4 protein-coding genes are annotated in these 2535 nt (G+C 71.7%); 2 read left to right on the forward strand and 2 right to left on the reverse strand.

All coding sequences use genetic code 11. From position 1 onward, the window contains the following. A partial coding sequence (locus B9G38_RS08455; protein ID WP_086220099.1) for a cation:proton antiporter occupies window positions 1–1009 on the reverse strand: 1009 nt, incomplete at its 3' end. 79 nt (window positions 1010–1088) lie between these two features. Then, window positions 1089–1571, reverse strand: coding sequence for a cation:proton antiporter regulatory subunit (locus B9G38_RS08460; protein WP_086220090.1), 483 nt, complete (start codon window positions 1569–1571; stop codon window positions 1089–1091). A 203-nt stretch (window positions 1572–1774) separates the two neighbouring features. On the opposite strand from B9G38_RS08460, the gene B9G38_RS08465 reads away from it, so the two are divergent. Together B9G38_RS08465 and B9G38_RS08470 are read left to right on the forward strand one after the other, a co-directional pair. Beyond that, window positions 1775–2140, forward strand: coding sequence for a hypothetical protein (locus B9G38_RS08465; protein ID WP_086220100.1), 366 nt, complete (start codon window positions 1775–1777; stop codon window positions 2138–2140). Between the two features lie 36 nt (window positions 2141–2176). Beyond that, the gene (locus tag B9G38_RS08470; RefSeq protein ID WP_233127178.1) at window positions 2177–2521 is read left to right on the forward strand and encodes a hypothetical protein; all 345 of its coding nucleotides are present in this window, start codon (window positions 2177–2179) and stop codon (window positions 2519–2521) included. The last annotated feature ends 14 nt before the right edge of the window (window positions 2522–2535 follow it).

Consider the following 2535-nt stretch of genomic DNA (forward strand, 5'->3'; position numbering starts at 1 on the left):
TGGTCATGCCGAGCCCGACCCGCGTCGACCGGCGGACGTCGAGGTCGAACGCGCGCCCCGCGAGGTAGCCGGTGACGACCTTCGTCGGCGTGGTGACGACGACGGCGAGCGCGACGAGCGCCGCGACGTCGGCGAACAGCGCGGGATTCGTGACGAGCCCGATCCAGAAGAAAAACACCGCGGCGAAGGTGTCCCGGACCGGCTCCAGGATCGTCTCGATCGCGTGCGCCTCGTCGGTCGCGGCGAACGCCATCCCGACGAAGAAGGCCGCGACCGCCTCGCTGACGCCGAGCGCGAGCGCGGCGCCGGCGACGAACACGACGGTCCCCACCGAGCGCAGCGCCACGAACTCGCGGTTGTCCGTCGCGACGAGCCGGTCGAAGAGCGGCGTGCCGAACCGGACGACCGCGAGCAGGCCGGCGATGAACGCGAGCGCGACGCCCACGTCGACCGCGGCGGCCGCGACGTCGCCGCCGCCGAGCACCAGGGCGGACGCGACCGAGAGGTACACCGCGATGAACAGGTCCTCGTACACCAAGGTGCCGAGCATCGGCTCCGCCTCGTCGTTGGCGATCCAGCCGAGGTCGATGAGCGACTTCGTGATCACCGCCGACGAGGAGATGTAGACGATCCCGGCGATCAGGAACGCGGGGAGGAAGGCGCCGAAGACGAGCCAGCCGAGGACGAGCCCGACCCCGAAGTTCGCGAGGTCGATCGTGCCCGCGGTCCCGATCGGGCGCCACCGGGCGAGCAGCCGGTCGAGGTTGAACTCCAAGCCGAGGAAAAACAGGAGGAAGACGATCCCCAGCTCCGCGCCGAGCGAGATGAACTCCGTCTCCGGGACGTAGACGGTCCCGACCGCGGGGAGCGCGACCCGCCCGAGGACGTACTCCCCGAGCAGCATCCCGACGAGGATGTACGCAGGGATCACGGACTGACCGAGACGGTTCGCGAGCGCGCCGGCGACCGCGACCGCGGCGAACATGACGCCCACGTCGAGCAGCGCCACTACCGGTCACCCTCGGGTCCGACGGACGGGGGTCGGGGAGCGCTCGGAGCGGTCGCGGCGAGTCGGAGGGGGCCGCCGCTCATCCGGTGAGGATCTCCTCGAACGCCTCGCAGTTTTCGGGCGTGCCGACCCCGATCAGGGTGTCGCCCTCGCGGAGGGTGGTCTCGGCGCCCGGGCTGTCGAGCACCTCGTCGCCGCGTTGGATGGCGACGACCGCGAGCCCGGTCCGGTTGCCGATGTCGGCGCTCTCCAGCGTCTCGCCGACGAGCGGCGAGCCGGGCGGGAGCTCGTACCACTCCAGGAGGATGCCGCCCGGGAGGGTCGTCTCCTGCGTCTCCGGCTCGACCGGCTGGAAGTACGCCCCCTCGATGATCGACCCGATCGTCCGCGCGAGGTCGTCGGAGAACTCGAACGCCTTCTCGGAGTCGGCGTCCGGGTCGCTCCGGCGGAACACCTCGCGTTTCCCGGTGTTGTGGATGACGACGATCATCTCCTCGCCGCCCCCTAACTCGATCTCGAACTTCTTGCCGACCCCCGGGAGGTCGGACTCGGTGATCGTCATACGGGGACGAGCGCGCCCACCGTAATATGTCTGTACGTCGCGTCGCGGGGGCGTCCGCGTTCGATCACGGGTCCGTCCGACGGACGACCGAACCCGCGTCCGACGGGCGAGTCGGAACGAATCCGACGGACGACCGAACCCGCGTCCGACGCGCGTCGGCCGCCGCACCAAACGCTAAGTGGGGTGGGACCGAGGAGACGGGTATGTGGCGCTCCCGGGGGAGTCGGGACCGGCGGACGGTGGTGTGTATCGCGTGCGGGGACTCGGTGTTGCGGGAGGACGCCCGCGAGTACGACAAGGAGGGCGACCGCTGGAGCCGACGCGACAAGGAGTTCGAGTACCTCTGTGCCGACTGCGACGACGAGATCTCTCACCAGCCCCGCGACGGCCTCGAGTCGCTGATCCTCTCGATCGAGTCGGACGGCCTCTCCACCGAGGAGTTCCTCGACCGCTACGCCGACGCGGTCGCGGACGACGCCGGCGACCGGACCGAGGGGGGCGGCGCGGGGAAGCGCTCGGACCGCGGCCGGTCGGACCGCACGCGCTCGGACCGCGACCGCGACCGGTAATCCTACCCGTCGCGGCTCGGTACCGCGACCGTACGCATGTGCGCCCTCCACGCAGCAGCCGCGACCGCTGACCTCGTCTTGGCAGCCGCGACCCCTGACCTCGTCCCGACCGTCCCGACCGCCGTCGGCGCCGTCGGTCCCGTCACGGCCGTCGGCGGCGCCGGTGCGATAGTCATCGGACTCGCGTTCCTCGCGCGCGGCGCGAGCGGCCCCGTCGACGCGGTCCGACTTCTCCGAACGACGGCGACGAGTCCGGTCGTGCTCGACGGCGCGGCGCGGCCGATACGAGTCAGCGGGCGCGCCGCCGCTGTCGACGGCGAGACGCTCCCGGCGCCCTTCGGCGGGGGACCGGCCCTCCGCGTCGACTACGACGCGTCCTAGCCCCGGAGGCCGCG

Source organism: Halorubrum sp. SD612, from assembly GCF_002135005.1.

What these genes read in the sequence shown, in the direction of transcription:
- B9G38_RS08460 (WP_086220090.1), bottom strand. Translation starts at nt 1,571, where the DNA reads ATGACGATCACCGAGTCCGACCTCCCGGGGGTCGGCAAGAAGTTCGAG.
- B9G38_RS08465 (WP_086220100.1), top strand. Translation starts at nt 1,775, where the DNA reads ATGTGGCGCTCCCGGGGGAGTCGGGACCGGCGGACGGTGGTGTGTATC.
- B9G38_RS08470 (WP_233127178.1), top strand. Translation starts at nt 2,177, where the DNA reads ATGTGCGCCCTCCACGCAGCAGCCGCGACCGCTGACCTCGTCTTGGCA.